General features: G+C 38.4%; 21 protein-coding genes. 18 read left to right on the forward strand and 3 right to left on the reverse strand.

What is annotated here, in order from left to right:
- Positions 1 to 2: 2 nt before the first annotated feature.
- The 11 genes from ACOQO5_RS08605 (at position 3) to ACOQO5_RS08655 (ending at position 12028) form a co-directional block, all read left to right on the forward strand.
- On the forward strand, positions 3 to 1010 hold the full coding sequence (locus ACOQO5_RS08605) for an HAD family hydrolase (protein ID WP_420581285.1): 1008 nt from the start codon (positions 3 to 5) through the stop codon (positions 1008 to 1010).
- A gap of 7 nt (positions 1011 to 1017) precedes the next feature.
- Positions 1018 to 1983 (forward strand): AAA family ATPase, encoded by a 966-nt coding sequence (locus tag ACOQO5_RS08610; protein WP_420581286.1) that lies wholly within the window; start codon positions 1018 to 1020, stop codon positions 1981 to 1983.
- 78 nt (positions 1984 to 2061) lie between these two features.
- The gene (locus tag ACOQO5_RS08615; RefSeq protein ID WP_420581287.1) at positions 2062 to 3006 is read left to right on the forward strand and encodes a DUF58 domain-containing protein; all 945 of its coding nucleotides are present in this window, start codon (positions 2062 to 2064) and stop codon (positions 3004 to 3006) included.
- Positions 3003 to 3482 (forward strand): DUF4381 domain-containing protein, encoded by a 480-nt coding sequence (locus ACOQO5_RS08620; RefSeq protein WP_420581288.1) that lies wholly within the window; start codon positions 3003 to 3005, stop codon positions 3480 to 3482. The genes ACOQO5_RS08615 and ACOQO5_RS08620 overlap by 4 nt, the downstream gene beginning before the upstream one ends.
- Positions 3483 to 3564: 82 nt before the next feature.
- Complete coding sequence (locus ACOQO5_RS08625) at positions 3565 to 4485, forward strand: VWA domain-containing protein (protein WP_420581289.1); 921 nt, start codon at positions 3565 to 3567, stop codon at positions 4483 to 4485.
- A complete protein-coding gene (locus ACOQO5_RS08630) occupies positions 4448 to 6196 on the forward strand; it encodes a VWA domain-containing protein (protein ID WP_420581290.1) in 1749 nt (582 codons plus the stop codon). Before ACOQO5_RS08625 ends, ACOQO5_RS08630 begins: the two co-directional genes overlap by 38 nt.
- On the forward strand, positions 6180 to 7514 hold the full coding sequence (locus ACOQO5_RS08635) for a hypothetical protein (protein WP_420581291.1): 1335 nt from the start codon (positions 6180 to 6182) through the stop codon (positions 7512 to 7514). Before ACOQO5_RS08630 ends, ACOQO5_RS08635 begins: the two co-directional genes overlap by 17 nt.
- A gap of 41 nt (positions 7515 to 7555) precedes the next feature.
- Entirely contained in the window at positions 7556 to 8095 is a 540-nt protein-coding gene (locus ACOQO5_RS08640; protein WP_420581292.1) for a hypothetical protein, read from the forward strand.
- A 92-nt stretch (positions 8096 to 8187) separates the two neighbouring features.
- On the forward strand, positions 8188 to 8796 hold the full coding sequence (locus ACOQO5_RS08645; protein WP_420581293.1) for a fumarylacetoacetate hydrolase family protein: 609 nt from the start codon (positions 8188 to 8190) through the stop codon (positions 8794 to 8796).
- A complete protein-coding gene (locus tag ACOQO5_RS08650) occupies positions 8783 to 10663 on the forward strand; it encodes a M23 family metallopeptidase (RefSeq protein WP_420581294.1) in 1881 nt (626 codons plus the stop codon). The genes ACOQO5_RS08645 and ACOQO5_RS08650 overlap by 14 nt, the downstream gene beginning before the upstream one ends.
- 195 nt (positions 10664 to 10858) lie before the next feature.
- Positions 10859 to 12028 (forward strand): aspartyl protease family protein, encoded by a 1170-nt coding sequence (locus ACOQO5_RS08655; protein ID WP_420581295.1) that lies wholly within the window; start codon positions 10859 to 10861, stop codon positions 12026 to 12028.
- An 8-nt stretch (positions 12029 to 12036) separates the two neighbouring features.
- On the opposite strand, the gene ACOQO5_RS08660 is transcribed toward ACOQO5_RS08655, so the two are convergent.
- The 3 genes from ACOQO5_RS08660 to ACOQO5_RS08670 all read right to left on the reverse strand — a co-directional run bounded on the left by ACOQO5_RS08660 (position 12037) and on the right by ACOQO5_RS08670 (position 15206).
- Positions 12037 to 13221, reverse strand: a complete 1185-nt coding sequence (locus ACOQO5_RS08660; RefSeq protein ID WP_420581296.1) for an aspartate aminotransferase family protein — start codon at positions 13219 to 13221, stop codon at positions 12037 to 12039.
- Positions 13222 to 13381: 160 nt separating this feature from the next.
- A complete protein-coding gene (locus tag ACOQO5_RS08665) occupies positions 13382 to 14341 on the reverse strand; it encodes a transketolase family protein (protein ID WP_420581297.1) in 960 nt (319 codons plus the stop codon).
- Between the two features lie 13 nt (positions 14342 to 14354).
- Positions 14355 to 15206 carry a transketolase gene (locus ACOQO5_RS08670; protein WP_420581298.1) on the reverse strand — a complete coding sequence of 284 codons (852 nt, stop codon included), beginning with the start codon at positions 15204 to 15206 and terminating at the stop codon, positions 14355 to 14357.
- Between the two features lie 128 nt (positions 15207 to 15334).
- Between ACOQO5_RS08670 and ACOQO5_RS08675 the strand changes: the two genes are divergently transcribed.
- From ACOQO5_RS08675 to ACOQO5_RS08705, 7 genes are all read left to right on the forward strand, one after another.
- The gene (locus ACOQO5_RS08675) at positions 15335 to 17446 is read left to right on the forward strand and encodes a carboxy terminal-processing peptidase (RefSeq protein WP_420581299.1); all 2112 of its coding nucleotides are present in this window, start codon (positions 15335 to 15337) and stop codon (positions 17444 to 17446) included.
- 14 nt (positions 17447 to 17460) lie between these two features.
- A complete protein-coding gene (locus ACOQO5_RS08680) occupies positions 17461 to 18267 on the forward strand; it encodes an alpha/beta hydrolase (RefSeq protein ID WP_420581300.1) in 807 nt (268 codons plus the stop codon).
- 31 nt (positions 18268 to 18298) lie between these two features.
- The gene (locus ACOQO5_RS08685; RefSeq protein WP_420581301.1) at positions 18299 to 18748 is read left to right on the forward strand and encodes a hypothetical protein; all 450 of its coding nucleotides are present in this window, start codon (positions 18299 to 18301) and stop codon (positions 18746 to 18748) included.
- Positions 18749 to 18857: 109 nt separating this feature from the next.
- Positions 18858 to 19880 (forward strand): DNA polymerase III subunit delta, encoded by a 1023-nt coding sequence (gene holA / locus ACOQO5_RS08690; RefSeq protein WP_420581302.1) that lies wholly within the window; start codon positions 18858 to 18860, stop codon positions 19878 to 19880.
- Between the two features lie 81 nt (positions 19881 to 19961).
- Positions 19962 to 22928: a tetratricopeptide repeat protein gene (locus ACOQO5_RS08695; RefSeq protein ID WP_420581303.1), complete on the forward strand. Its 2967-nt coding sequence runs from the start codon at positions 19962 to 19964 to the stop codon at positions 22926 to 22928.
- Positions 22900 to 24588 carry a hypothetical protein gene (locus ACOQO5_RS08700; protein WP_420581304.1) on the forward strand — a complete coding sequence of 563 codons (1689 nt, stop codon included), beginning with the start codon at positions 22900 to 22902 and terminating at the stop codon, positions 24586 to 24588. The genes ACOQO5_RS08695 and ACOQO5_RS08700 overlap by 29 nt, the downstream gene beginning before the upstream one ends.
- Before the next feature lie 83 nt (positions 24589 to 24671).
- A complete protein-coding gene (locus tag ACOQO5_RS08705; RefSeq protein ID WP_420581305.1) occupies positions 24672 to 25214 on the forward strand; it encodes a hypothetical protein in 543 nt (180 codons plus the stop codon).
- Positions 25215 to 25489 lie beyond the last annotated feature (275 nt).

Here is a 25489-nt window from a genome sequence, read left to right on the forward strand (position 1 = left end):
CCATGAAAATTCAACGACTTATTTACTACATGCTTCTCACTGTCCTAATAGCGAGTTGCCAAAAAACATCCAATGAAGTACAAATCAAAGATGTTGACCCATTGCCTTCTTGGAACGAAGGAGCAAGCAAATCTGCTATTTTGAACTTTGTACAAAGTGTGACGGATTCAACCAGTGCCTCTTTCGTTGACGTTGAAGATAGAATTGCAGTCTTTGACAATGATGGTACCCTATGGTCCGAGCAACCCATGTATTTTCAATTGGCTTTTGCTTTGGATCAAATAAAAAAAATGGCACCCAATAACCCAGAGTGGAAGGAAACTGAACCCTTCAAATCTGTGCTCAACAATGATATAGCTTCAGTCATGCAACAAGGTGAAGGGGCACTTATTCAAATCGTATTGGCTACTCATGGAGGAATGACTGCCGATGCTTTTGAAGCTAATGTGGTTGAATGGATGAAGGCAGCTAAACATCCAAGGTTTAATCGCCCTTATACTGATTTGATATACCAACCTATGTTAGAGGTATTAAAATATCTCAGAGCAAATGATTTCAAGACTTTCATTGTTTCTGGTGGAGGAATCGGTTTTATGAGACCTGTGACTAATCTATTGTACGGTATTCCTGCAGAGCAAGTGATGGGGAGCATGATGAAAGTGGAATACGACAAGGAGAACAAAGTGATTAATAGATATCCAGAATTAGCTTTTATTGATGATAAATCAGGAAAGCCTGTTGGCATTTATAATTTCATAGGAAAGAAACCCATCGCTGCATTTGGCAATTCAGATGGAGACCTTCAAATGTTGGAATGGACCTCGACTAATGAAAATTCTTTTATGATGTTCGTACATCATACTGATGCCGAGCGAGAATGGGCTTATGATAGTTTGTCTCATATTGGTAGATTGAAAGAAGGGTTTGGCGTTGCTACTACTTCTGGCTGGACCATAGCTGATATGAAAAAAGATTGGAAAGTGGTGTATCCATTCGAATTAGATAAATAGAAGAGAAATGAATGCATTAGAATCCATACAAGAATTAAAGTCTAGAATGTCTGCTTCTATCATAGGTCAGGATCAGCTAATAGACCGGATATTATTGGTATTGTTGGCTGATGGAAATATGCTTTTAGAGGGCTTGCCGGGATTGGCAAAAACACGAGCCATCAAAACCTTGTCTAAAGAATTGGATTGCGGGTTAAGTAGAATTCAGTTTACTCCAGATTTGTTGCCTTCAGACATTACCGGCACAGAAATTTATCAGCCCGAATTGAAAGAGAAATTTGTTTTTCAGCAAGGTCCGATCTTTAGCAATTTAATTTTAGCCGATGAAATAAATAGATCACCAGCAAAAGTGCAATCAGCCTTATTAGAGGCCATGGAAGAACGCCAAGTTTCAGTGGCAGGAAAGACTTATACCATGGATCCTTTATTTATGGTCATGGCAACTCAAAATCCTGTGGAACAAGAAGGAACTTACCCACTTCCTGAAGCTCAGATGGACAGGTTCCTTATGCACGTTATCATCAGTTATCCAGATGATGCTGCGGAATTAGAAATCCTTCGGCTGAATCGATCAGAACAATCAAAAGCCAAGGCAGAGAAAAAAGATAGAATTTCTCCTGAGGTGATTTTTTCTGCAAGAAATGAAATTTTGGGAGTAAATATTTCTGAAAATATGGAACGATACATAGTCGACCTGGTTTCAGCTACAAGGCATCCCTCCAAGTATTCAGAAGAATTAGCCCAATGGATCGATTTTGGTGCTAGCCCAAGGGGAACAATCGCATTAGATCGGGCCAGTAGAACACATGCATGGATGCATAGTCGTAAAACAGTGATGCCAGATGATGTCAGGGCAGTCATTCATGATTGCTTACGTCATAGATTGATATTGAGCTATGAAGCGAATGCGGATGGTATAGATGCGGATCAAGTCCTCAATGAAGTAGTAAAGCAAGTGGCTGTAGTTGGTTGAAAGGTTTAGTTCAAAATCCTTTTACTTAATTTCTCTAGTTCTAATTAATTATTGTTTGAATAGAATGCTAACTGATTAATGAAAGTCAAAGATTTGAATACTGAGTTTCCAAAAGATATTTTCACTACTCTAAAAGAATTGTTGGAGATGGAAAGATTTGCACGCAATTTCCTCTTTAAGAGTTCTAGGAAGAAAGTAAAAAGCGTTCTTGGCGGGAAACATGCTTCGAAGCTGAGGGGCAGAGGCTTGTACTTTGAAGAAGTTCGGAATTATGTACAGGGAGATGATATTAGAAATATAGATTGGAAAGTAACTGCCCGAACGAAGGTCACGCACACCAGAGTGTTCAGTGAAGAAAAGGAAAAACCAGCTTTGATCATTGTCGATCAGTCGAAGTCTATGTTTTTTGGATCAAAACAACGCACTAAATCTGTGGTCGCAGCAGAATTGGCGGCTATTGCTGCCTTCAAGGTATTGAAGCAAGGAGATCGCGTTGGAGGTATCGTGCTGGCAGATCAGGAAATTGATGTATTGAAACCCAAAAGAGATCGAAGAAACATCCTTAGATTTTTAGAAAAAGTGGTGTCAAGAAATCGAGAACTTATCGAAGGAAAATCTACCTTATTTGGTGACCTGTTGAAGGAAACCATGGCCAAAGTACAGAACCTTGTAACTCATGATTATTTAGTGGTTTTGATTAGTGATTTTCATAGATATTCACCAGAAGTAATTCAGTTTATAACGAGGATTAAACACCACAATGATGTCGTGTTGATTAAAGTTACAGACCCACTGGAGCAAGACTTGCCACCTGCAAAATTTGTTGCAGGTGACACTGAAACACAAATTACAATAGATGGCAAAAATAACAAACTGAGGAAGCAGTTTGCTGATGGATTTGACATGGATTTAAGTGACTTCAAAATTCAAATGAGAAAACACGGTATTCCGGTAATTCAAGTTAATACCGTTGACCCAGTAGATGAACAACTCAAAGAGGCATTCGGACAATCTAGAAAATGAAATCGATTAGGTTTAATATATCGGACTCCAATATTCAAAGTTTTAATTCTCTTGAATTGGATGGTCTATATGAACCACCACCTGTGGCATTTGCATTTGAAACTATCGGATGGGCAGTTTTATTAGGAGTGTCAATTGTTTTTGCGTTCATATGGATGATATATGCTCTTAGGATTTATATAAAAAATAAATACAGAAGAGATGCTATTGCACAGATTGAAAAACTGGAAAATGATCCCGTTAGCATTTTGGTTGTTCTAAAACGAGTGGCGATTCATCGATACGGAAGAAAGATAGTGGCTCCGTTGACGGGTGAAAAATGGCTGGAGTATTTAGATGAAACTGCCCATCAGGTCCAGTTTTTGAAAATGAATTCTAATATAGAAAAACTACTCTATGAACAAGTCGAACTCGATACTGCCACACGATATCAATTGAGTGTGAATGCTGTAAAATGGATAAAAACGCATGCCTAATAATTTTGAAATAGCATTTCCTTGGGCGTTGTTCCTTCTTCCATTACCAATTTTGGTCTATTGGATTTTTCCACCATTACGAATGCGAAGCGCATCACTCAATTTGCCAAACTATCAAAAGGCGATTACTTATACAGCTCTCAAAGCTAGAAAGGCTTCATTTGTAAAAAGAAGTGGGCTACTAAGAAAACTGTTTTTTGGAATAATATGGTTGTTAATGGTAGCTACTCTCACTAATCCAAGATTGGTAGGCAAGCCCGAAATGAAGGTAAAAGTATCACGCAATTTCCTAATTGTGGCCGATATATCATTTAGTATGGCTCAAAAAGATTGGGAAGTAAATGGTGAGAAAACCGAGCGTTGGCATGCGGTGAAATCTGTAATGCATGAATTCATCGAAAAAAGGAGGGGTGATCGTATGGGATTAATATTCTTCGGATCTAACGCCTATATTCAAGCCCCATTTACACCAGATTTGGAAACTGTCAATCAGATGCTAGAGGAAGCTGATGTAGGAATGGCAGGTCAAATCACACATATAGGGAAAGCCATAACGAAAGGTGTAGAATTATTTGAAAATGACACCATCAAAACTAGAGTAATGCTACTGCTTACAGATGGTATAGACGCAGGAACAGATATTTTGCCTTTAGATGCTGCAGCTTTAGCCAAGAAAGATTCAGTGATGATCTATACAATAGGAATTGGCACACCGGGCAACAAAGGTTCAGATTTGGATGAAAAGACATTGCAAGAGATCGCTGAACTGACAGGTGGGCAATACTTCTTGGCAAAGGACAATAAGCGGCTTCAAGAAATCTATGCTGAATTAGATAAAATGGAACCCATGGAGTTTGAGGAGGAGAAAAACAAACCAGTTACTCTGCTTTATATGTATCCTTTGTATGCAGCCTTGAGTCTCATGCTGCTACTAACTTTTGTTGTAATCGTCATGGATTTAATTAATGCGATCAGATCAAGAAAGGAGTCGTATGTTCAATGATTGGTTGCCAATAGATTGGGAGCAATTCCATTTTATTCGTCCATTAATTCTTTGGGCGCTCTTGCCTGTCTTATGCTTTTTTATCATAGGATTACTTAGTATTCGACAAGAAGTGAAATGGAAAAGTATTATTGCTCCCCATTTAAGGCCTTTCGTGATCCAAAAAGGAAATTTAACTGTAAAAGTATGGATGAATTTCATTCTGTTGTTGGTGTTTCTTTTCGGAATAATAAGTGCTGCTGGGCCCACTTGGAAACGCATGGAAGTGTCTGGACGAAATTTGGAGACACCAGTAGTCATTCTATTGGATTTGTCACAAAGTATGATGACTGAAGATCTGCAACCCAATCGATTAGAAAGGGCTAAGTTCAAAATCAAGGATTTACTGGATTTTAATCCACACGCGAGGGTCGCATTGGTGGGTTTTGCCGGTACGGCACATACTATTGTTCCATTGACAAAAGACTATAAAATTATCAGTAGTCATGTCGAAGGACTAAAACCGTCAGTCATGCCTTTTGCAGGTTCGGATTTGTCCTTGGGGTTGACTTTAGCTGATTCTGTGATGTCAATTACAGATGCGCCGGGCACAGTAGTCATTTTTGCTGATGATTTTGAATCGTCCAATACTGAACTTTTTGGTCAGTTTGTATCCCAGACGAATCATACCATTGAGATTGTACCTATGGGTACAATAACAGGAGGTGAAGTGCCAAGTAGAAGAGGGAAGAAAGTGATGAAAGATAAGAAAGGACAGCCAGTGTACTCTGCTTTGAATCAACAAAGCCTGAATCGATTAGGGGCATTAGAAGGTGTTACGCTTCATTCACTGACTTTAGACAAGAGCGACATGGAGGTCATTAGTAAGAAAATATCAGCCAACCTTACGTTCACTGAAGATCCCAAGGAAAAAAATGACGAGTGGAGAGATGCAGGGTTACTCTTTGTTTTTCCTATGGCATTGTTGATATTATTCTGGTTTCGCAAAGGGTGGGTCATTTATGTAACAATTATCTTGTTTTCATCCTCCTGCGAAAAAGTGAATAGTTTTCAAGACCTCTGGTATTCACAGGATTTCCAAGGGCAGAAATTGAGTAATCAAGGGGCTTATGACCAGGCTGCTGAAAAATATGAAAACCCCATGCGCAAAGGGGTGGCTTATTTTAAGTCGGGCGATTTTGAATCTGCTATAAAAGCATTTAATGAAGACACTACAGCTCAAGGTGTTTATAATCTTGGGCTGGCATACTTCAGCAATGGAGATACGCTGGCCGCTCAATTAGCGTTTGCCAAGGCTATTGAATTGGATCCAAGTAATTCTTCAGCCTTAAAGAATCAACAAAAAATTGAACAAATAGTAGGAGGGACTTCAAAAATTAATCCTTCCGAAGCACAGGAAGCCACAGAATCTGGTGTTGCAAAAAATGAACAGAATAAAGATATGGAAGACTTAAGTGGCGGTGGGCAAGAAGCAACGAAGGAAGATATGGAGAAAGAGCGCAAAGAAGAAACAGTGTCTACTGATGTCAGACTTGGGAAAGAACTAGATGAGGTGCCTGAAGATATAGAGAATGATGGGCCTAGAACTGATCAGAGTAAGGTGCTCATGAGAAAAGTGGATGATGATCCGATGCTTTTTTTAAAAAGAAAATTTGAATATCAAGTCAAACAGAAAAACCTAAAACCCAATCCAGATGCAGATAAGTGGTAAGGCAAAATATGGATTGATGCTTTTGTTCTGTTTTTCATTTGTAGCAAACAGAAGTCCGGCTCAAAAGCTATGGAGTCAAGTCAGACACAATCGAGCGACTACTTATGTCAATCAACCTGTAGAAGTTACGATTACCGTTTACACCTCCACTTGGTTTACCAGTGGACTCGACCCTGGGAATATCAAAGTAAATGGAGCGTTTACTACTTATTTTAGGCCCGTGAGTACATCGTATATGGATGGGAATCAAAACTATGCAGGTATCCAGCTCATTTATAATGTGTTTCCTTTTGATGAAAAGGATGTGGTTTTCCCCTCCTTAACACTGGAAGTTGAGTCACCTCCTGAAGGAGACTATAAGGGTGTAAAAAGGAAATTGAAAACCAAGGAAAGAATTATAAAAGTAAGCCCAATTCCTCCAGGCTTTAATAAATCAGATTGGTTGGTGGCGAATGGTCTAACCGTGCATGACCAATGGAACCAGTCTAAACTAGAAGTAAAAGTAGGAAGTGTACTGGAACGAAGTATAACTCGGAGAGCAGAAGGTACAGTGGCAGAATTAATTCCTCCTATAAATTGGGATAGCGTAACCCATGTCGGACTATACCCAACAAGAAGTGTGGTAGAGAACTATAAAGGTAAAACGTCTATCAGTTCTTCACGAACCGAGTCAATGAGGTATTTATTCGAAAAAGAAGGAAAAGTAACTTTTCCCGAAATGATCTTTACTTGGTACCATCCTACACGTAAGAAATTATATAAAAAGACACTAAAAGCCGTCACATATACGGTGATTCCAAATCCTGATCTGGAAATGCTAGCAAGTGTAAGAGATTCATTATTGGTTGAGAAGAAGTTAGAAGAAGGATTGGCTAATGATGAAGAGGTGTTTGCTTTTTTGGGAATGTCATGGAAGCAATTGGTGAAGATTGGAGTTTTTACAGTTTTTCTTTTCTCAATTCTGATCTTCTTAATAAAAAGAATAGTCCACTCATTGCAAGCAAGACGGAAGGCTTACATTCATTCAGAAGATTATTACTTCGACCAATTAAAAAATGCCTTGGAGCAAAAAGATCGGAGTCAAATAGTAAAGGCGGCCTATAGATGGTTCGATGAACTTGAATTTGAAAATGGTGGCTTTTTAGATTGGGCATCTATATTTGGATCAACAAGTTTCAAGAATCAAATACAAGATTTAGAAGAGGAAAAATTGGATATTGAATTCCATTTGAATGATTGGAAGTCAGCTAGAAAAAGGTATTTTGGTTCATTGAAAAATGTAGTTCACAGAGGTTCTTTAAACTGGATAAATCCGTAACGTGCGTTTAAATATATCAGAATTTTATAACCCATAGAATTATGAAAGTATTACAAGTTGTAGCAGTACTTTTAATTTTATTAACCTCTTCAATCAAGGTGGTAGCTCAAATTGAAGAAGTTCAAGAAAACGAATTTCGAAAGCACAAAGTGATGTTTGCTATTGGGCATGCAGCTATACCGGCCGGAATTAATAGACATGGTGATAAAGTATGGACAATATTACCAAGTTGGGCATTAGATTATGATTTTAGATTTAACGAAAAGTGGAGCGTTGGTGTACACACAGATCTTGTGGTTGAGAATTTTGAATATGAAAACAATGAAATCGTTTTTGAACGAACAAGACCGTTTTCGACAGTATTGGTTGGATCAAGAAAATTTGGAGAGCATTTGATATTATTAATCGGAGGAGGTATAGAATTAGCTAAAGAAAAAAATCTAAAACTCTTAAGAATAGGTTCTGATTATTCTTGGGAACTTCCAAAGCAATGGGAGATTGCAGTTTCTATGACGGTCGATTTTAAATTGGATGCATATACATCTTGCGGTTTGGGGTTAGGAATAGCAAAACTTTTTTAGAGTGTTTTTTTATGATGTGTTTAGTTTATGTTTTGCAATAAATTATCTTCACCATCGAATTAGTTATCAAATCTAGATAAAGCAACAAACACATGAAAATTCTGGCTATTGGAAGAAACTATGCCAAGCATATAGAAGAATTGAATAACGAACGGCCAGATGAACCAGTTGTTTTTGGTAAGCCGGAAACTGCTATTCTAAAGAAAAATGCCGCTTTCTATTACCCTGATTTCTCTAGTGATATTCATCACGAAGTAGAAATTTTGGTCAAGATCTGCAAAGTTGGAAAGAATATAGATCAGAAGTTTGCACACAAATATTACGATGAAATTGGCATTGGGGTGGACTTCACAGCCCGCGATTTGCAATCAAAAGCAAAAACCAAAGGATTGCCTTGGGATTTGGCTAAGGGCTTTAATGGGTCAGCACCAATTTCTGAATTTGTACCAAAATCCAATTATGACCTATCCAATTTAAATTTTAGTTTGAAAAAAGATGGTAAGGATGTGCAAGTCGGTAATACTTCTATGATGCTTTTTAGTATTGATTATATCATTGCTTATGTTTCAAAGTTTTTCATGTTGAAAAAAGGGGATATCATTTTTACTGGAACTCCAGCAGGCGTTGGTCCAGTAGAGATTGGGCAACGGTTGGAAGCATTTATTGAGGATAAAAAAATGATGGATTTTGAAATCAAGTAAAATCCAGGTAATACTCGTTTTTTTTAGCATTCAAGTGTTTGCTCAAGTCGGACCAAAGAAAGGAGATTTTATGTTTCCGGTTCGACCTAAACAAGAAAACTATTTGGCGGGTACCATGGCCGAACTCCGGTCTTCCCATTTTCATTCAGGACTAGATATTAAAACAAGTGGCATCACCGGTTTGCCTATTTATGCGGCAGCGGATGGGTATATTCAACGGATTAGAGTGGCTTTGGGTGGCTATGGAAATGCTTTGTATCTGGTTCATCCAGAGAATGAAACCGTGACTGTTTACGCGCACCTGAAATCCTTCAATGAAGATATTGCAGCTTATGTGAGGCAAGAGCAGTATGCTGACGAATCATTTTCTGTCGATCTCTATCCTGCTAAGAATCAATTTGCATTTAAGAAAGGAGATGTCATTGCCCTTTCAGGAAATTCCGGATCTTCCTCAGGGCCTCACCTTCATTTCGAAGTTCGAAATTTGAGACATCGTGCTTTGGACCCATTGGAATATGGGTTTGAAGAAATTGTAGATGAGACACCTCCCGTACTCTCCTCTGTAGCTTTTGTTACCATGGATGAACATGCCAGAGTAAATGGTATGTGGGGAAGGGTCGAATTTGATGTGATCACTGATGAAAATGGAAATGCCAGAATAGAAGAAGGTATTTCTTTATTCGGCAACATTGGAATAGAGATATATGCCTATGATAAATTTGATGGAGCCAGAAATCGAAATGGTATTCGTTATCAAACCATGCTTTTTGATGGAAAGCCTGCATTTACTCAGCGTATTGATCAACTTAGTTTCAGTACGCAAAGGAATATACTAGTACATACAAATTATAAACGTTCCAGGGAAGGGGGAAGAAGGTTTAATAAACTCTATAAGGATACAGGGAATAAACTGTCATTTTACGACACCAATGACCAATCAGGTCTATTGAGAATCTATGATCCAATGGAGCATCAGATAGATATTAGACTCGAAGATACGTACGGCAACATCAATCAAGTAAACATCAAGATCAATGACAATGGGTTTGAAAGGAGTCGTAAGCTAAAGCACACCTATGGGCTAGACCATGAGGGTTTTGATTTGTTCAAACATTGGATCGAAATTGAAAGTGAGGAAGGCTATTGTGATGCGAATTTTTACATCGATGGACAAAAGCGGACAATAGACATGGCATATTATACTAATACGAGCCATCATTTTTTATGGGACTTGAGAAATGGTCTTCCTGACTCAGCGCAATTGTGCAATAAAACGTATCAGTTTTCTTTAGTGGATTGTATCCCATCTGAGCAGAAAATTAAGTGGGAGAGTGAAGAGATTAGGTTGTCATTGCCGAAATATGCATTGTTTGATACTACTTATTTGCGCTACGAAAAATCAGAAAGAAATGGCTTTGAAATATTTGAGTTTAAAAACAGAACAACGCCTTTTAGACAGTTTGCTACAGTTTATTTGAAACCGAAAGGTGTGTATGATTTGATGAAGTCAGGGGTGTATTCTATCTCGAGTAAAAATAAATTAGGCTATGTCGGTGGAGAATGGGAAGGAGAGGAGCTTGTTTTTAAGACACGTGATTTGGTATCATTCACCATCGCAACGGATTCAGTTGCTCCAACTATAGTAAAAAAGCCTTCTCGTAAAGGTCGCGTAAAATTTAAAATTGAAGATAAAATGTCTGGTATTCAGTCCATACGTGCGACACTTAATGGAGCGTGGCTTCTTATGAATTTTGATGCCAAATCAGGCTATATCTGGTCGGATGAGGAAGTCGAAATTGCTGGGCAATTTTCTTTGGCTGTCAAAGACAATGCAACCAATATTACCCGCTTCGAAGCGACCTTTTGATTTTTTTGGCATAATCTCTGATTAGTAAGTTCAAATTGTGCTTAATAAAAAGGTGGCGTGTTTTGATATTCGGCTATTTGAGATTAATTTCATGCACTTATGACAAATCAGGGATTCAGTGCTGCATTTTTTATCATCAACCTGAATTAAGCACAAGCTAATTTTGATTTGATCACTTCTAAAAACTATTAAATAATGAAAAGAAAAATAGGAATAGCAATAGCAGCAGTATTCTATGCTGGTGTGGTATTGGCTCAAAAGCCAGTAGCAAGTTTCCCTTTTGAACAATATGGCTCGCATTCGTTCATTAAGGTTAAGGTCAATAATTCAGAAGAACTGGATTTCATTTTTGATACCGGTGATGGATTGACGGTCCTCAATATCGACAGGGCCATTGAGTTGGGAATGAAAGCTGGATCTAATGCCACAACTACAAGTGCCGAAGGTACGATAAGTGGGAAATTAGTTAAGCACAATGAACTAACTGTGGGTGGTGCTCCGGTGCACAATATCAAGGTGTATGAAACTTCACTCAACCATTTGGAAATCAGTATTGGTAGAAATATCGATGGAATTATCGGATATGATATATTGAATAATTATGTGGTGTCAATGAATTTCGACACTAAGATGATTGAATTGTATGATCCTTCGAGCTACAAGTATAAGGGCTCAGGTAAAATGATGAGTATCAATTTAACATCGTTCATTCCTCACATTGCAGGCCAAGTAACTCTTAGCAATGGGGAGAAAGTAAAAGGAGAATTTTTTGTAGATACAGGAGCAAAAGCTACAGTAGATTTTAATACTCCTTTTGTAGAGTCTAATGGAATGGCATCGAAGATAGGAGATAGCTATATCTATTTGGTAGCAGGTCTTGGAGATAAAGAGTACGAACATCATAGAGGGAGAGTGCAATCGTTTGACTTTGAAGGTTTCTCTTTTAAAGATATGCCTGTAGGATTGAGCCATGCAAAACATGGTATCCAAAACCACAAAAAAATATCAGGAATTATAGGAGGCACATTGTTGAGTAAGTTCAATATTGTTTACAACTATAAGGATAAAAAAATGTACTGGGAAAAAGCGAAATCATATGATGAAGCATTTCCAGTCAATGCTTCTGGGATGGAATTGCAATTGAGCAGAAACAAGTCGGAAGTACTGGTACATAAGGTATTTGAAAACAGTCCAGCCTCAGCTGCAGGAGTGGTTGTGGATTCTGCTATAGAATCAGTAAACGGGGAAAGTGCTACTGAATTAGGATTGGCCAAATTGAGGGATATATTCGCTCAGGATGGCCAAACAGTAACAGTGACTATTGATGGGAAAGATATTGAATTGGAGCTGAAGTCAATGCTTTAAGCAAGACATTAGCCCACTTTATCAATGGCTTGCAGTATTTTATTGCAAGCCATTTTTATTTCTTCTGAGGTAATGGTAAGAGGTGGAGCTATTCTCATAGAGTTGTCACAAAACAGGAACCAATCAGAAAGAATTCCATCGTCCAGCAATTGGTGAATAACTTGATCCAAATATTCAAAAGATTCAAATTCTACAGCCATCATCAATCCTACATTTCTCACTTCTTTGATTTTGTCATGCTTGAGAAGTGCTAAAAATTGTTTGGCCTTTTCAATTACAGAATCAATCAGACTTTCTTCTTGCAATACCTTTATTGTCGCCAATGCAGCTGCTGCACTCACTGGGTGACCGCCAAAAGTGGTGATATGCCCAAGAATAGGATCGTGCGTCAAGTCATGCATAATAGCTTTGGAAGATATAAATGCGCCTATAGGCATGCCGCCGCCCATACCTTTGGCACAAAGTAAAATATCAGGACTAACTCCATAATGCTCAAAAGCCCAGAACTTACCTGTTCGTCCAAATCCGCATTGAATTTCATCCATAATGAGTAATGCACCAGTCTCTGTGCACTTTGCTCTCAAGGCTTCAAAATAGCTATTGTTCGCATGTTTCACGCCAGCTTCTCCTTGTACAGTTTCTATGATAACGGCTGCAGTTTCTTCGTCAATTTGATTCAGATCTTGTACTTCACCAAATCGGATTTGATGTATATCTGGAAGCAAAGGTCTGAAGGGTGCCTTTAGTTTTTCGTCTCCAGCAATTGATAATGCACCCGAAGTGGAACCGTGGTAAGCGTTTTCGAATGATATGATCTTCTTTCTTCCTGAGTGTCTTTTAGCCAGCTTCAACGCACCTTCCGTAGCTTCACTACCCGAATTCACTAAAAAGACATTGTCCAGATGATCGGGTAGAGTTTGAGTAATCGCATGCGCCAATTGCACTTGGGGTGCCGTAACAAACTCTCCATAAACCATCACATGTAAATGCTTGTCTACTTGGGTTTTGATGGCTTCTATTACCTTCGGATGTCTATGGCCAACAGAGCTCACTCCAATGCCGGAAATGAGGTCCAAATAAGCTTTGTTGTCCTTGTCATACATGTATAGCCCTTCAGCTCTTTCGATTTCAAGAGCCAATGGAAATTCTGATGTCTGTCCGAGGTGTTTGAGGAAGAGTTGTCTGTTGTTCATAAATAAAAAAGAGACTGTATCACAAGCAAATTTACGTCATCACGAATAAAGCGAAGTGATCTTAAAGTTCGTGTGTAGAACTAGTGTCAAGATTGCTTCACTACGTTCGCAATGACGAGTGACTTGTGATACAGTCTCTGTGTATATTTTTTTATTAATCTTAAGCGTTCTTTCTTGCGATTGCTTTTTTAGCCGACTCTACAATACTTTCTACACTTAAACCATATTTAGCCAAAAGCTCAACAGGTTTACCACTTTCACCAAAAGAATCGTTAACGCCAACAATTTCTAAAGGCTTAGGTGTGTTTCTTGCGAGGAGTGAAGCAATGCTTTCTCCCAATCCACCTGCTATTTGATGTTCTTCTGCAGATACTGCACAACCAGTCTTTTCAACAGACTTCAAAACTGCCTCATCATCTAAAGGTTTGATGGTGTGGATATTGATGATTTCTGCAGAAATACCTTGCTCAGCTAATATAGCTTCAGCTTCAATCGCCAACCATAACATATGACCAGTAGCAAAAATCGATACATCAGAACCCTCAACAAAGTTGATCGCTTTGCCTATTTCAAATTTTTGATTTGGATCAGTGAAGATCGGCCAGGCAGGACGTCCGAATCTCAAATAAGCAGGTCCATGATGATCTACTAATGCAAGCGTAGCTGCTTTAGTTTGGTTGTAATCACATGGATTGATCACAGTCATGTTAGGTAACATTTTCATCATTCCTATGTCTTCGAGTACCTGGTGAGTAGCACCATCTTCTCCGAGAGTTAATCCTGCATGAGAAGCGCAGATTTTCACATTCTTTTCAGAATAGGCGACCGACTGCCTGATTTGATCATAAACTCTACTCGTAGAGAAATTGGCGAACGTGCCAGTGAATGGGATTTTTCCACCGATGGTCATACCTGCTGCAATACCAATCATGTTGGCTTCCGCAATTCCTACTTGTACAAATCGCTCTGGGAGTTCTTTTTTGAAGTCTCCCATTTTCAATGAGCCAATGAGGTCAGCACAAAGGGCAACTACATTAGGATTGTTTTTTCCAGCTTCCAATAAGCCAGCTCCAAATCCTGATCTTGTGTCTTTTTTTTCTGTGTATGTGTATTTAGTCATCGTCAGTCAAGATTTAGTAATCACCTAAAGTTTCTTCCAGTTGAGCCAAGGCATTTTGCAAGTCTTCATCATTTGGAGCTATACCGTGCCATTTGTGTGTGCCTTCCATAAAGTCAACACCTGCGCCCATTTCTGTTTTCATAAGAATTAGGATCGGCTTCTCTTTCTTAGATAGAGATTTAGCGAGCTTAAGATTAGAAACAATGTCTTCCATTTCGTTACCATCTGCTTCAATGACCGTCCAACCAAACGCTTCCCATTTGGCTTTCAAATCACCCATGTCATTGACTTCTGAAGTCGGGCCATCGATCTGTTGACCATTGAAATCTACTGCTGCTATGAGGTTGTCAACTTTGTTACTAGCTGCGAACATGGCCGCTTCCCAAATTTGACCTTCTTGCAATTCACCATCCCCCATCAAAGTGAAAACAGTTGAATCATCTTCATTAATTTTTTTAGTCAATGCTGCGCCTATTGAAACGGACAATCCTTGTCCTAGCGAGCCAGAGGCAATTCTAATACCTGGTAGTCCTTCTTCAGTGGCAGGGTGACCTTGCAGGCGTGTTTCTAGTTTTCTGAAAGTGGCTAGTTCTTTCACGTCAAAGTATCCGCTACGAGCCAGGACGCTGTAGAATACAGGTGAAATATGTCCATTCGACAAGAAGAAAAGATCTTCGTTATTGGCATCAGGATTGAAACCTTTGTCGTGACTCATGATGTGAAAATACAAGGCGACCAAATAATCAGTACATCCTAAAGAACCACCCGGATGACCGGACTGTGCGCCATGGACCATACGTACGATGTCACGTCGGACTTGGCTTGCGATTGATTTTAATTTTTCTATGTCTGGATACTTATCCATGGGAAAGAGATTTTTGACGCGAAGATATAATAGAAAGCAGTGACATACCAGATGAAATGAAAAGATATCCTAAGATTCTTGTCAACTTGTTTCACCACCCAAATAAAAAGAAGACAAAATACACCCCAATGCTCCAAATTATCGTTGATATAATCCATATTTACCAATTACAAAAGGTAAGAAAACTAAAATCTAATATGAATTTGAAGGAATTGAAGAAGTTATTTGTTGCAGGGTTGTTGGGATTGATTGCCTTTTCATCACAGGCATTTACACCAATAGATTCAGTTGCTGTTTTAGCACCCGCAGAAAAGCATGCCACTGAAATTGAGTTGACAATCGGCCTGTTGGCTACAAATCATTATTTGAAAATTGATTTGAATGACTCCATATCTGCAGTGGTATTTGACAATTTCTTGTCATCATTAGACGATAATAGAACTTACTTTTCTAAAGCAGATGTTGATTATTTCACCAAATACAAGTATCAGCTGGATGATGACTTAAAAGCGCGTAATGTAGATGTGGCCTTTCAGATTTTCAGGATTTTCAGAGAACGAGCTAATTCAAGAATTGATTATATCCAAGTTTTGATAGAAAACGGTTTTGACTTTACCAAAGAGGAATCTATTGAACTTTCGGATGAAGAATTACCATGGGCAAGCTCCGATGCTGAAATCAATGAAAGATGGAGGAAAATAATAAAAAGTCAGGCCTTAAGCTTGAAGCTTTCTGGAAAAGACGAGGCAGGAATTAAGGAAACGCTAACTAAAAGATATCAGCGTTACAGAAAAGGAATCAATCAATACAACTCTGATGATGTGTTTCAGTTTTTCATGAATGCTGTAGCTGAAACTTATGACCCACATACCAATTATTTCTCACCAATTTCATCTGAGAACTTTAATATTAATATGAATCTTTCTCTGGAAGGGATAGGCGCACGTCTAACTCAGAGCATGGATTATACAGTGATCAATGAAGTAATTGCTGGAGGACCTGCTTATAAAAGTAAACAATTGCACAAGGATGATAAGATCGTAGGTGTAGCGCAGGGAGATGAAGATTATGTGGATGTAATCGGATGGAGGTTGCAGGATGTGGTGCAGCTGATTAGAGGTCCAAAAGGAAGCAAAGTTAGACTTCAGTATTTGAAGCACGGGGAAGAGACTATAGTAAAGGAAGTGACCATCATTAGAGAAAAAATCAATCTGGAAGATGAATCAGCAAAAGCAGAGATGATTCCAATTTCAAAAGGAAATAAGGTGTTCAACTTAGGAGTAATTACTATTCCTAGCTTTTATATGAATTTTGAAGATGCAAGAAATGGGGTGCCTGATTACAGAAGCGTGTCTCGAGATGTTCAGCAACTGATTGAGGATTTGCAAAAGCAAAATGTGGATGGAATTATGATTGACTTAAGATATAATGGAGGTGGTGCTTTACCAGAAGCTATCAACCTTACAGGCTTATTTATTGATCAGGGGCCAGTGGTACAAGTGAAACATAGTAACGGCAAAATTGACGTTCAAAGAAACCGTAATACAGGTGTGTTTTATGATGGACCATTAGCGGTGCTGGTGAATCGATTTTCTGCCTCTGCCTCAGAAATTTTTAGCGCAGCAATTCAAGACTATAGTCGCGGAGTCATCATTGGAGAAACTACTTTTGGGAAGGGCACGGTTCAGCAAATGGCTAGTTATAATCGTATGATCCCAAGTTTTACTGAAAAAATGGGCAATCTAAAACTGACTCTATCCAAATACTACAGAGTATCTGGAAGTAGTACACAGAATATTGGCGTGACGCCTGATATAGAATTTCCATCTGCTTTTGATGCTGAAGAGTTTGGAGAAAGCGCCCGACCCAACTCTCTAAAATGGGATCAAATAGTTTCATCGTATTATCAGCCAACTAATACTATTACTGATGACATTATTGAAAATCTTAAAGCACTGTATAAGGAGGATTTAGAAGTAGATGTAGATCTTAAAAACCTTCAAAAAGACATTGCTAAAATGAAGGCCAGTCAGGAACGAAACGAGCTGTCATTGAACCTGGAAGAAAGAAAAGCTGAGCAGGATAAATTTGAAGAGGAAAGTGACATGCAGAAAAAGTTATCAGAGTCAGCAGGAAAAATCTATCAGGAGTATAGCACTTCAGAAGAGGATCAAAAGAAACTCAGAGAGGATCCTTACCTCAAGGAAGGACTGAGGCTTTTGGCTGAGTTGATCAAGTAGCGGAAAATTTATAAATGAGTTCCACCTCCATTGGAATTGGCTTGGCAGTTGTACTGGCTCTGTTGCTATTATACAACCTGTTTTTTGTGCTATTTTATGAAAATATACTTTTTCAAGGGGACCCATTAGAGGAGGACCATGAATTTGAATTCAATTTTTCATACGAAGAAATTGTAATAGAAGCAGATTCAAGTGCGCGATTGCATGGGCTGCTTCTGAGAAGTGACTCTGCCAAAGGGCTCGTGCTTTATTTTCATGGTAATCGAGGTAATTTGGATCGGTGGGGTAGAATTGTAAATGAGGTCCGAAATAGGCATGGCTATGATGTGCTACTTATGGATTACAGAGGTTATGGGAAAAGTACTGGAAACCGCAGTGAACAAAGTTTGTATCAGGATGCAACCGTTATATATGATTACGCAAGGCAAGAATTGAATTATAATCGGATTGTAATTCATGGCAGGTCATTAGGGACTGCAGTTGCGACATACTTAGCCTCTCAACGAGAATCAGCGCATTTGATTCTTGAAACTCCAATGACAAATATTCGGGCTGTAATTCCTATGTTGGACTTCCTTTTAATAAAGAAAAACTGGTTGCAATTTGAATTCAATTCAATATCACGAATTGACTCCATACATTGTCCAATCACCATTTTTCATGGCACTGACGACCGAATTGTTCCTTTTGAATTAGGATATCAGCTGTATTTGGAAATAGATCGACCAGATAAAAAATTTATTAGGATAAATCAGGGTAAACACAATAATTTGGATACTTTTGAGAAGTATCAGCATGCTATGGAACGAATTTTAAATTAACGCCAGAATATTTCTTGGGGTCTTTCTTAATATGAAAAAACGAATAGCTGCATTTCTATTTTTATTTACCATTGGCTTTGCGCTCCATGCGCAGCAAGTTACAGTTTACAACAGTCCACACGACTTGGACGAAACTATTTCAAAGCTATATTTCAGTATTGATAAGAATAGTTTTACTTATGTCAATACGGAGGAATACAAAGTGAGTCCCAAAGGCTCAAATGGACAGTTCAAAGGAAGAGTAAAGGTGATTAGTTTTGAAACAGATGACGTTACTCGATTGGGTTCATGTGAGCCTACCGCATTATTAGAAGTGCCATTCAAAATACTAGTCTGGCAGGAAGATGGAGATACTTTTATATCCTTTTCAAATGCCAGTAATTTGAAACACAGATATATGATTCGTGACTGCGACGATATAATCCAAGAAATAAACAAGTCACTCATTCGAATAGTGAATGATGCTATTCGTACTAATTAATTATTTTTAAAATTTCTGTCTCTTGATGTTTAAACAGAGTGTTTATTTTCTGCACTTTCTGTGATTAATTTCATTTATTTGCCTTGTCAGAACTTAATCAAAAAGAAGCGTGGCCGTTACCTATCAGGACATCCTAAATAATCTTAAGAATAATCAATATGCTCCTGTGTATTTCTTACAGGGAGAGGAGTCTTTTTTTATCGATGAGGTGATCAATCATATTGAGAAACATGCCATGGACGAAAGTTTGCGGAGTTTCAATCAAGTGGTGGTATATGGTAAAGATGCCAATATTCCAGATATATTGAATCATGCCAAAGGATTTCCAATGATGGCAGAGCGCAAGGTTGTTATTGTCAAAGAGGCGCAAGAAATAGCTGGATTTAATAAAGAAGAGAATGAAAAGATGCTTCTGAGCTACTTGGAAAATCCTCAGCCATCTACAGTTTTGGTCTTTGGCTATAAATACAAATCCCTTGATAAAAGAAAAAAGCTAGGAAAGGTCATAGATAAAAAAGCTGTGCTTATGACAGCGACAAAATTCTATGATAATCAAATTCCTGCTTGGGTTGAGTCATTTGTGAAATCAAGAAATCGTCAAATCGATCAAAAGGCTTTGCAACTGATTGTTGAGAACATTGGAAACAACCTGACCAGAATTGCCAATGAGGTAGATAAAATGCTGATCAATATAGGAGAGGAGCCTAAGATCACCGCTGATCACGTGTACAAGAACATTGGGATCAGTAAGGAGTATAATGTTTTCGAATTGCAGAAAGCCCTGTCCTTTAGAAATGTGATGAAAGCGAATGAGATTATTCATTACTTTAAATCCGACCCGAAATCAAACCCAATCATTCCAATAATTGCGAATTTGTTTTCCTTTTTCAATAAACTGTTGCTACTGCATCACTCAAAAGACAAGTCAGAAAAACATTTGGCATCTTTATTGGGTGTTCATCCATTTTTCGTAAAAGAATATATAATGGCAGCTAAGAATTATCCGTTGGCCAAAGTAATGGCCAATGTTAGACATTTGAAAATTGCGGATATGAAATCAAAGGGGATAGACTATCCAAGTCAGCCAGAAGGGGAAATTCTGAAGGAGTTGATTTTTAACCTGACTCATTAATTCATTGTGTTATTTTTAATAGTATCCGCAATTAAACGTTATAGACTTATCTGTCTGTTGAAAAAATTAAATTATTCTACTTTGAATATATCGAACCCCAAACGATTCTTGTTCGGCATACATTTCTTGTTTTTTGTTTTGTTTGGTACAATTGGAATAGCGCAACCTATTCTTGATTTGCAGCAACAATACAATCATGCTCAGGAATTGTATCAAAGAGGTGCTTACAAAGCGGCAAGAGTTGAGTTTAGCAAGATGCTTAAGGAGCCCTATCTGGCAGAATCAAGTTTTTACCTAGCGTCGAGTGCGATCAGAGCAGGTCATGATGATGGAGAGCAATTAATGAATGACTTCGTTACACGATTTCCATTTCATGTTTTTGCGCAAAGTGCTTTTCTGGACATAGCTGATTATTATTTTGATAAGGGCGAATTCAAGGATGCGCTTTCAAATTTCAAGAAATATGATGGGCACTTAACATCTGAAAATACATTCAACAAAGGATACTGTCAGTTTTACCTTAATGCGTATGATGAAGCATTAAAAACATTTGAAAAATTAGAAGGAAGTTATTCGCCTGCTCAAAGCGATGCGGCATATTTTCAAGGCTATATCTATCACAGTCGTGGGGAATTGGATGCTTGTTATAAGTTTCTCAAGGAGGCTTTTGATTCCAAAGAATACAGAAAACCAGCGATGGAGTTGTATGCTAGTACGCTTTATCAAAATGGCGAATATAAAGAATTGATTCAGTTGGTTGAAACAGAACTGTCACCCGTAGATAATGGGGTCGTATTGAATTTTTTAGCCGATTCTCAATATGCTTTGGAAAAATATAGATCTGCCTCAGGGAACTATAAAGAGTTGTTCAAGTCGCATGCTAAACATAGAAATGAGAGGAATTATTTCAGAGCAGGATACAGTAGTTTTAAAATTGAAAATAAAGATGACGCAATTCAATACCTGAAGCGTTCGGCAGTTGCGGATGACAGTGTAGGTGCGTATGCTTCATACTACCTTGGAGTCATTTATAGCGAACAGAAAAATTGGCATTTTGCTATCAGCTCGTTTGAAAATACAGCGAAGTATCCCACTGTGATTCGAGAGGATGCCTTATATCACCAAGCAAGAAGTCTCATGCAGTTGCCCAATTACCACGAGGCTATTGGCGTCATAGAATCGTATGAGTCTTCTTACGTTGCCGGTAGATTCAATGCTGAGATAAAAGAAATGTTAAGCATTTGTTATGCTCAGACCAATGATTATGATTTGGCCATTCAGCATATAGAAGAATTGGATCGACTCACTCCTGAATTAAAGCGAACGTATCAACGGGTGTCGTTTTTGAAGGGAGTAGCATTGTTTAATGACAAGAAATTTGATTTGGCTGCGGAGATTTTTCAAAAATCACTTATTTACGACGAAGATGTTGCTCTTACCCAACAGACCTATTATTGGATGGGAGAGTCTCTTTCCTTATTGGATCAGAATGATGAGGCATTGTTCTATTATAAATCAGTTAGCCCAGAACCAAATACCGAAGTCTACTTAAAGTCAATATATGGTGAATCTTACGCTCATTACAACTTAAAAAACTACAGCAACGCGGCCATCGCTTTCGGAAAATTTGAATCTCAATATACCGAAGCAGTTAATCGCAAATACTTGGCTGATGCACTATTTCGATTGGGAGATTGTTATTTCGCGTTGAAGGAATATCAAAGAGGAATCGAGTATTATACCAAAGCTGAAAAAGAAGGGAATAGAGATAAGGATCGTATCTATTTCCAGATTGGATTGTTAAATAGATACCTGGATAAAGAGGAGTTGGCCAAGCGTTATTTTAATAAGTTAATTAAAGATTTTCCGGAATCACCAAAAGCCGATCATGCTTATTATCAGATTGCTCAAATGGAGTTTGAATCGGGAAATAGCAAACAGGCGGTAGCCTCTTATCAGAGTTTTATGATGAAGTATCCGACCAGTGAGTTTATTCCATTTGCTCTCTTGAATCAAGCTGTTGCATTTGATAATGAAGGTCAGGCTGTGTCCAGTATTTCCAACTACAAGGAAATATTAAATAGGTTTCCTCGTCATCAAACAGCCAATAGTGCTTTGTTAGGATTGCAAGACAAGCATACTGCAGGGCAATTTGATGCATTCGACGAATACTTGAAAAAATACAAACAAGCCAATCCTAATAGCGAAGCCCTGGAGAATATTGAGTTTGAATCAGCCAGAGCTAAATATTATAGTCAGCAATACGAATTGGCAATACAGGGGTTAGAGAGTTTCGTTCAGGCTTATCCCAATAGTTCGTTAATCATCGAATCCCAATATTTAATAGGTGATGCATATTATAGACAAGAGCATTTCGATAAAGCGCTAGTGCATTTCAGGAAAATAGAAGAAATGACTGATTTTTCTAAACACGCACGCGTGTTGTACCGAATAGCAACAATAGAAAGCAGTCTAGGCAATATTGCATCGGGCAATGCTTATTTCTACCGTCTGGCCCAAGTGTCTCGTTCCTCACGAAACGTAATCAACGTCCATGCAGGCTTGATGGAAAATCATTTTATAGAGTCAAAATTTGATTCAGCCATATATTATGGAAATTCATTGTTGAATAATCCTCGAACAGGTGTTTTAGTTAGTGCTCAAGCCAATCTGATCATTGGGAAATCTCAGTATGAGAAAGGGGATATGGATGCTGCTCTTGAAAATTTGCTGCCATTAGTCAGTAATTCCCCAGATGAAAGAGGAGCGGAGGCTTATTATTATATCAGCAAGATTTATTACGATCAGGCCAAATATGAACGTGCTTTAGAAAGCCTTTTTGTGCTTGCCGATAATTTTCAAGCTTATGAAGTTTGGTTGGGCAAGGCTTATCTTTTGATGGCCGACATCTACATAGAGACTAACGAATTGTTTCAGGCTAAAGCGACATTGAACTCGTTGATTGAGCATTCGACGTTACAGGAGGTGACCGCATTAGCGGAAGCAAAACTAGAACAGATTGAAGAATCCATTGCCGCAAATGAATAAGATGAGTATGATGAAAAAGTTGTCCTTAGTTATTAGTGTTTGCTTGATGATTGTTTGTAGTCAATTGGCTCAGGCCCAGACTGATGATGGAATTGATGGGGAAGTTCAGGATGCAGAAATCTTAATTGAAAAAGAGAGAAAAATTGAACTGAATAAAGAACAGAAACTGTACGAATTCATTAAATGGAAGCCTGAAAGAACTGCGCCGGTTTCCAAGCCTAGTGAGTTCAAATGGTATGTTTATGATGTAGCCAATGAGCCCATGCAGTTTAAACCCGCAAAAGCCAGTGTCACGTCAAAAAGTAAAAGCTACGAACATTACGGAAAAATAGGGTTTGGCAATTATACCTCTCCACTTGTGGATGTAAGTCTTACTTCAATGGATGACCCCAATAAAATTTTGGGATTGAATGTCAAACATCTGTCTTTTGGCAAAGGAGCAGTGGATGATGAAAATAGTGCTTCTGCAGCATCTGGGGTCAACGTATATGGAGCGCTGATAGGCGAAAAGGTGAAATTAGAGTCTGTAATAAACTACCGTTTGGAAAACAACTATTATTATGGATATCCAACTGGAACAGTTGTAGATAAGAATGATATCAAGCATAATGGGAATTTCTTAAATATCGGTATTTCAGCTTTAGGCAGACAAAGTGAAGACTTGTTATCTTATGATGCTTCAATAAACTTCAAGCACTATTCAGACAACTTTGAAGCGAAAGAAAATACGCTCGCACTAGATTTTAATACGAGTTATGGTGAGAATATCCTATTGGATGGGGAGGTGCAACTATCCGGATATAAAGACACAGGGATAGATGAGTCGAGAACTTACTTGAGATTAAATCCCTACTATAGACTCTTGTTGGACGAGCTTACTCTGGATGTTGGTTTGTCCATTAGTTTGCAAAATGACGACTTGCCAGATTTGAGTACGAGCAAAATATTTCCTTATGCCAGAGCCAAGTATTCATTGAGTCCTGATTATAGCGTTTATGCCAAACTTGATGGAGGGTATACTTTCAATAGTTTGTACGCCTTCGCAACAGATGTCGCCATACTCAATCAGACGGTGGGCGTGACCAACTCGGAACGCTTGTTTGATTTGTCGGGAGGCATAGAAGGAAATCCAATAGGTCAACTCCGTGTAAAAGCAGAAGTAGGGTTTCAATCAATCAGGTATTTACCCATTTTGGTGAACAATGCGACGGATCAATCCAGAATGGACATCACCTATGATAGTGAAGAATCAAAGGTATTTACTTTCAAAGGAGAAGCTCAATATAAAATCAATGCTGTCCATCAATTATCCGCAGGTTTGAATGCGTATGCGTATTCGTCTGACGGGTATGATCAAATGTATCATAGACCTACTTTAGAAGTTTTTGTATCTGGTGATCATGAAGTCATCCCTAAATTGAACGCACAATGGGACTTTACTTTGGTCAATGGCCTGGTAGGACAGGACTTGTCCAGAACAGATTCCGATGTAGCATTGGATGCCATTCCTAAACTTGATCTTGGATTGCATTATCAACTCAAAGAACAGTGGGGTGTGTTTTTATCTGGCGAGAATCTGTTCAATAAAAATTATTCCAGATACTTACATTACCCACAAAGAGGAATTCAAATCAAAGTGGGCGCCACCTTTAGACTCTAATTTTTCTCAGCTTGTTAACTGATTTTACTTGACTTTTTCTCCTTTTTTTAATTAAATTGGCTAATCAGCATAAAGGGAAAGTTATGAAAAAAGGTCTATTCACACTAGTGAACTGTCTCATCGGTTTCACTATTTTTGCACAAGATATTTCTGACAATGGAAAAAACCTTCAGGCACTATGCCCGACGGAGAGTTGTATCTATATCACATTCACATCGACCATCTATTTTCCGCTAGAAGAGGACAAGCAATGGGAAATTAGAAACATGGAAATCGCCACCAAGAAGAATGGCAATTTTCTAGCCACCGGAGATTTGTATATTCATGGAGTCGATACTGCAGCTGCATTACAACTGGAATTGGTGTTTCTATCAGAAGACGACAAAGAAATATACAGACATCCCATTCCTGAATTCGAATTTTACAATGAACCCGCAGGGGCAGAGCCTTTCACAGTCTTAGGTAAGATGGATGAAGGCATAGCCGAACAGGTGAGTTACGTTGATGTGGACATCAACGGCAGCCGCTTGATGCCATACTATGAAGTAGACTCCGACTGCTATCACGCCTGCAAAGAACATCAGCTCAAAGAAGCCATGAAAGCCTTTAAAAAGGCAAAGAAATGAGTCGAAGGCGATGTTTATTTGGTATTGCTTTTCAAACTTCCTTGTAGGCGGAATGGCATCTATGATATTTCAATTTTGAAAGAATAAAATTTGTTTGTACACTTGCAATAGCATATGAGAAAAATTCAATTTCAAGAAGAATCAATTTGAAATGAATTTTAACACTATTTAAACCCGACCACTGACCTATGACAACTAACCTGTAACGACCGTGGCTTTTTGAATTCTCAAAAGGCTTTTTCAACTATTTTATTTAACGCCGACCAGCTGTGTTT

Source organism: Reichenbachiella sp., from assembly GCF_965223055.1.
Lineage (GTDB): Bacteria > Bacteroidota > Bacteroidia > Cytophagales > Cyclobacteriaceae > Reichenbachiella.

Bases quoted from the DNA above. Each gene is read 5' to 3' on its own strand.
- ACOQO5_RS08605 (WP_420581285.1), top strand. From the start codon at position 3: ATGAAAATTCAACGACTTATTTACTACATGCTTCTCACTGTCCTAATA.
- ACOQO5_RS08610 (WP_420581286.1), top strand. From the start codon at position 1,018: ATGAATGCATTAGAATCCATACAAGAATTAAAGTCTAGAATGTCTGCT.
- ACOQO5_RS08615 (WP_420581287.1), top strand. From the start codon at position 2,062: ATGAAAGTCAAAGATTTGAATACTGAGTTTCCAAAAGATATTTTCACT.
- ACOQO5_RS08620 (WP_420581288.1), top strand. From the start codon at position 3,003: ATGAAATCGATTAGGTTTAATATATCGGACTCCAATATTCAAAGTTTT.
- ACOQO5_RS08625 (WP_420581289.1), top strand. From the start codon at position 3,565: ATGCGAAGCGCATCACTCAATTTGCCAAACTATCAAAAGGCGATTACT.
- ACOQO5_RS08630 (WP_420581290.1), top strand. From the start codon at position 4,448: ATGCGATCAGATCAAGAAAGGAGTCGTATGTTCAATGATTGGTTGCCA.
- ACOQO5_RS08635 (WP_420581291.1), top strand. From the start codon at position 6,180: ATGCAGATAAGTGGTAAGGCAAAATATGGATTGATGCTTTTGTTCTGT.
- ACOQO5_RS08640 (WP_420581292.1), top strand. From the start codon at position 7,556: ATGAAAGTATTACAAGTTGTAGCAGTACTTTTAATTTTATTAACCTCT.
- ACOQO5_RS08645 (WP_420581293.1), top strand. From the start codon at position 8,188: ATGAAAATTCTGGCTATTGGAAGAAACTATGCCAAGCATATAGAAGAA.
- ACOQO5_RS08655 (WP_420581295.1), top strand. From the start codon at position 10,859: ATGAAAAGAAAAATAGGAATAGCAATAGCAGCAGTATTCTATGCTGGT.
- ACOQO5_RS08660 (WP_420581296.1), bottom strand. From the start codon at position 13,221: ATGAACAACAGACAACTCTTCCTCAAACACCTCGGACAGACATCAGAA.
- ACOQO5_RS08665 (WP_420581297.1), bottom strand. From the start codon at position 14,341: ATGACTAAATACACATACACAGAAAAAAAAGACACAAGATCAGGATTT.
- ACOQO5_RS08670 (WP_420581298.1), bottom strand. From the start codon at position 15,206: ATGGATAAGTATCCAGACATAGAAAAATTAAAATCAATCGCAAGCCAA.
- ACOQO5_RS08675 (WP_420581299.1), top strand. From the start codon at position 15,335: ATGCTCCAAATTATCGTTGATATAATCCATATTTACCAATTACAAAAG.
- ACOQO5_RS08680 (WP_420581300.1), top strand. From the start codon at position 17,461: ATGAGTTCCACCTCCATTGGAATTGGCTTGGCAGTTGTACTGGCTCTG.
- ACOQO5_RS08685 (WP_420581301.1), top strand. From the start codon at position 18,299: ATGAAAAAACGAATAGCTGCATTTCTATTTTTATTTACCATTGGCTTT.
- ACOQO5_RS08705 (WP_420581305.1), top strand. From the start codon at position 24,672: ATGAAAAAAGGTCTATTCACACTAGTGAACTGTCTCATCGGTTTCACT.